A 4,288-nucleotide genomic window follows, 5' to 3' on the forward strand; every position below is an offset into this window, starting at 1 on the left:
CCACCATCCGCTTCACCATCTCCGCCTTGAATGCATCCGTGTACGACACAGCTACCTGCCTGTACTCGCCCCCGGGGTGGTCAGCTCGGCCGGTCAGCCGAGGCGACAACTTCCCTGACACAGGGGGCTCTCGTGCGTGGCAGCCCCGGCTTGGCTACGGCGGGACATACGACGCGCAGTGGACTGAACGCCGAGCGCCACTCTGGCCACGCGACTTCGATGAGCGGTTCTTCCAGGCTGCCTCGCCGGGCTTGATAGCCACACCGTGGCTGGAGGGGGGAGAGTCGGTGGTCCTGAGTGGGCTCTCTCCAGATGGCACCTTCAGCTTCCGTCTACCCCGACATCGATTCGTAGCCAGCGCAGTGTTCCGCAACCGGGTCGAACGCCGACGCATGCGCCTGGATGGGGTGCTGCTTGAGCCCGACGAGCGACTGCTTCGACTGTACTGGCGAGCCGCCTTCCCCGCGGAGCGCGAGTTCGCCCATCACGAACAGACCCTCGTGCGTGAACTCGAACCGTGGGAGGACGGATGAGGCCTTCGGACATGGGCAGCAAGCCGCTCGCCGTCATGGCCCTCGGGCTATCCACGCCGCTGGGCCTCACCGCACGAACCACCCAGGCGGAGATTGCCGCGGGCACGGTCCGTATCTTCCAGACCGATGTCGCAGATCGCTGGGGCGAACCCGTTCGAGCCTCCATGTTGGAACCGTTGGCCGCGGAGCTGCCACGGGGAGAGCGTATGGCCGCCCTGGCGATAACGGCCCTTGAGGACTGCATGCGAGACGCTCCCGCGACAGGGCCTCACCCCCTTCCCTTGCTGTTGGCGCTTCCCGAGCCAGAAGGGGGCGCATCCCTGGATGTGCCTGAGCTGGTCCGAGCCATCCAGCAAGCGGGCTCGGACTGGAACCTTCAGCTCGCGGATGGAGGCGCGCTGCCCCTGGGCCGGGCCGCGTTCTTCCATGCCCTCTGTAGGGCCAGCGCGTTGTTGGACGAGAGGCGCCATCCGCGCGTTCTCATCGGCGCGGTGGACTCGCTCTGCGACCGGGAGTCGCTCCGACGGCTCGCCTCTCATGGGCGTACCCTTGGGGGTCCCCAGCGGGATGGCATCATTCCTGGCGAAGGGGCCGGCTTCGCATGGGTCGCCCATGCGAGCGCACCGGGCCGGCACGTCAGCGAGGCACGAGGCCAGGTGCTGGCATGCGCGTTGGCCAGAGACGAACGGCACTTCCTGCAAACCCAGCCCCCATTGGGGCACGGACTGACCGAGGTGTTCCAGCGGCTGCGCGCCCACCCTGTGGCGGGGACGCGCCGTGCCGACTTCTTCCTCTCATGTCAGTCCACGGAGTCCTTCTGGGGCCGCGAGTTCACCCAAGCCTACCTGCGCAACGCCAGCTTGCTGCCCGAGCCATTGACAGGAGAAGTGGTCGCCGGGAGCCTGGGAGACCCGGGGGCATCGGCGGGCATCATCCAGATCGGCATGGCACTGCATGCTCGGGGCAGTTGGGGTGAGGCCCGGCCAGGGCCGTGGCGAACGCTGGTGTTTGGAAGTTCGGATGGCGGCCATGTCGGTGGCTGCATGGTGGAGGTGCACGCATGAGTCATGTCTTCGTCAACGGACGCATGGCACTCAACGCGGGAGACGGGCAGACGCAGACATGCCCGGCTCCAGACGTATGCAAGACGCCCTCTCCTGGAGGCCCCGTGCCTGTCCCCTATGTCAACGTGGCAAGAGACGCGGACCTGGCCAAGGGGACCAAGTCCGTGTCGATCGAGGGCCACCCTGTTGCCATCAGCAGTTCCAAACTGAGTACCAGCACGGGAGACGAGGCAGGCACCGCGGGAGGCGGCATCATCTCCGCCAAGACCCAGGGCACGTTGACGTGGGCCACCTACAGCCCGGACGTGAAGTTCGAGGGCAAGAACGTCGTCCGCTTCCTCGACATCTGCCTGCACAACGGCAACGCGGTCAACACAGGGGGCAATGCCGCGACCGGCAAGCCCAGTGTCGGGCTGACGTACGGCGCGGACGACAAGTGCCCCATCTGCGGCAACCCGGCGGGACATGAGCTGAAATCAGATGAGCGCAGCGAGAAGGCGGCCCAGAAGCTCTACAAGAAATGTCCTCCGCACAAGCGCGTCCGAGGACAGAAGAAGGGCTATATGGTGGGAGTGCTGCGTTGCCGTCATCCTCAATCCGGCAGAACGGTCTTCCTGCAGATGCACTCTGGCCCGACGGAGATCCCCGGGTTCATCAAAAAACCCAAGCTCCCCGGCCCTATCGAACTGAGGAGTCGGGGCGGACAGAAAATCCAGCTCGAACGCAGCCCTGACTTCAATGGGCCACCTGTTGGCAGTTGCGCAGCACAGAAGCTCGTCTCGGAGGCCGGAAAGCTGGGACTCGAAATCAAGTCGATGACGGAGTTCTGGGTCGGCCCCACCAACGAAGAGGGGCGCCGGGATGGTCATCACTACGAATCCTGCCCCACCTGCAAGAAGCTTGTTCCCGCACTCCTGTGTCCGCAACCGGGCAACGGAACGACCGTCGTCGAACTCAAGGCCCACTGACATGCCGACCCGCCTCCCTCCTCCAGCAATGCAGTCGGTGGTCCAGGCCATCAGCCAGTACCACCCGGCCTTCGCCACCGAGCTCCGCGGCTGCGGTCCGTCCGAGATTTCCCAACTTCAAGCCGCCGTGGGGCGCCCTCTGCCGCCTGGCTACACAGGCTTCCTGCAAGTCATGGGACGCGGCACCGGCACATTGCAACTGTTCCAGGACTCAGACGACTTTTCCTTCAAACCCGTCCTCGAGTACCACCGCAACAAGGACCTCCCCAAGGCACCCGCGCGCTACTTGCTGTTCGGCCTCGCGGAAGATGACCCCTACTTCGACTTCTACCTGGACTGCGGTCCCAGCGAGCCCCAGGTCATCCGGTTCCCGACGCCAGAGACCGCCAAGGCCTTCCCCAAGGTCATCGAACAAGCGGAATGGCTGGCATCCTCCCTCTCCGAGTTCGTCTTCTCCAAGGCGTACTTCCACTTCCACGTCTCACGCTTTCCGCAACGGACATCGCTCGTCGAGCCGCCTGAGGCCCACACCCGGCTCGACCAGGAACAAGCCGGCCTGACCCTCGTGAAGATGGGATTCACGCGGCATCCGCAATCAAGCGACACCATCGCCTACTACGAGCGCCCGACCTGTACAGTCGTCGTCAGCAAGAGCCAACCTGGGGATGCCCCCCTCCTCTTCTCCGTGGCCGCCTATGACCGGCGAGAGATGCTCAAGGTCACGGATGTCCTGTCGCAGCAACTCCAACTCGTCATCCCTGGCTGAGCTCGCACTGCACGCAGAACAGGAGCGAAGCTTGGGTTCCTCCCCGCCGAGTCGAATGGAGCAACTGATTTCCGCCATCGCGCGGTATCACCCTTCCTTCCGAAGCGAAATCGAGGGGTGCACTTCCGAGGAACTCGAAAGGTTGCAATCGCTCGTGGGCCGGCCGCTACCCGTGCCCCATGTCGACTTCCTTCTCGCCATGGGCCACCGAATGGCCGACCTGTCCTTTCAGGACGGGGACTTTCGCATCGAAACGCTCATTCAATTATACGCCCAGGGGAAGGTGCCACGCGACAGCGCACCGGTCATCGGAATCTCCCGCTACGGCATCGATGGCAACCCCGCACAACTCGACGAGCGCCCCATCGAATTGGACCAGGACGAGGAATCTGGAGAGTTCGTGCTCACCGCCTACCCTCCGTCAGAGCGGCCATACGAGTTTCCCGAGTCCCTCCGAATCTTCGACCTCGTGGAGCCCACGCTCTATGAGGCACTCTTCGCCAAGGCCTATCTTCGATATCGCTGGAGCCAGTTCACATGCAGTCGGACGCTCTTCATCAAGGCCCATTCTCCCAAGGAGGTTGAACAGGGCGCGTCCCTTTTGACGCGGTTCGGGTTTGAGCAGCACTCCGAATCAACCGTCGTGCGCTACTTCGATCGGCACGATGCGACGGCCATCCTCAGTCCCAATCCAGGAGAGCACGTGCGCATCTCCCTGGCGGCAGGAGATGAGAAGTGCCTGCGACAACTGGCAGATTCGCTCGGCCAACTCGGAGCCAGCCAACGCGGTTGAAACAGACTCATTCGCAGAAGTGGGCTGGAAGCGCGCGCCCAACCGACCGCCAAGTCATTCCCTCTCACGCTCCCGCCTCCAAGTGGCGGATGGTGGGTGGGTTCATACCAGCGCAAAACTGACAGTCGCTCGCGCTGGTGTTCGGTCTCGTATACACATCGCCC

General features: G+C 64.0%; 5 protein-coding genes. All 5 read left to right on the top strand.

The annotated features are described in order from the left end of the window. Positions 1–38: 38 nt before the first annotated feature. From HNV26_RS36990 to HNV26_RS37010, 5 genes are read left to right on the top strand one after another with little or no spacing between them, the layout of a single operon-like run. Positions 39–533, top strand: coding sequence for a DUF2169 domain-containing protein (locus HNV26_RS36990; protein WP_366817112.1), 495 nt, complete (start codon positions 39–41; stop codon positions 531–533). Next, on the top strand, positions 530–1,597 hold the full coding sequence (locus tag HNV26_RS36995; RefSeq protein WP_171445551.1) for a 3-oxoacyl-ACP synthase: 1,068 nt from the start codon (positions 530–532) through the stop codon (positions 1,595–1,597). The genes HNV26_RS36990 and HNV26_RS36995 overlap by 4 nt, the downstream gene beginning before the upstream one ends. Before the next feature lie 23 nt (positions 1,598–1,620). After that, positions 1,621–2,565 (top strand): DUF4150 domain-containing protein, encoded by a 945-nt coding sequence (locus HNV26_RS39450; RefSeq protein ID WP_253817396.1) that lies wholly within the window; start codon positions 1,621–1,623, stop codon positions 2,563–2,565. Positions 2,566–2,593: 28 nt separating this feature from the next. After that, on the top strand, positions 2,594–3,331 hold the full coding sequence (locus HNV26_RS37005) for an SMI1/KNR4 family protein (protein ID WP_171445553.1): 738 nt from the start codon (positions 2,594–2,596) through the stop codon (positions 3,329–3,331). Positions 3,332–3,386: 55 nt separating this feature from the next. Beyond that, the gene (locus HNV26_RS37010) at positions 3,387–4,124 is read left to right on the top strand and encodes a hypothetical protein (RefSeq protein ID WP_171445554.1); all 738 of its coding nucleotides are present in this window, start codon (positions 3,387–3,389) and stop codon (positions 4,122–4,124) included. The last annotated feature ends 164 nt before the right edge of the window (positions 4,125–4,288 follow it).

The sequence above is a fragment of the Myxococcus xanthus genome (genome assembly GCF_013116825.1).
GTDB classification, from domain to species: Bacteria; Myxococcota; Myxococcia; order Myxococcales; family Myxococcaceae; genus Myxococcus; species Myxococcus xanthus_B.

Bases quoted from the DNA above. Each gene is read 5' to 3' on its own strand.
- HNV26_RS37010 (WP_171445554.1), top strand. From the start codon at position 3,387: ATGGAGCAACTGATTTCCGCCATCGCGCGGTATCACCCTTCCTTCCGA.
- HNV26_RS37005 (WP_171445553.1), top strand. From the start codon at position 2,594: ATGCAGTCGGTGGTCCAGGCCATCAGCCAGTACCACCCGGCCTTCGCC.
- HNV26_RS39450 (WP_253817396.1), top strand. From the start codon at position 1,621: ATGGCACTCAACGCGGGAGACGGGCAGACGCAGACATGCCCGGCTCCA.
- HNV26_RS36995 (WP_171445551.1), top strand. From the start codon at position 530: ATGAGGCCTTCGGACATGGGCAGCAAGCCGCTCGCCGTCATGGCCCTC.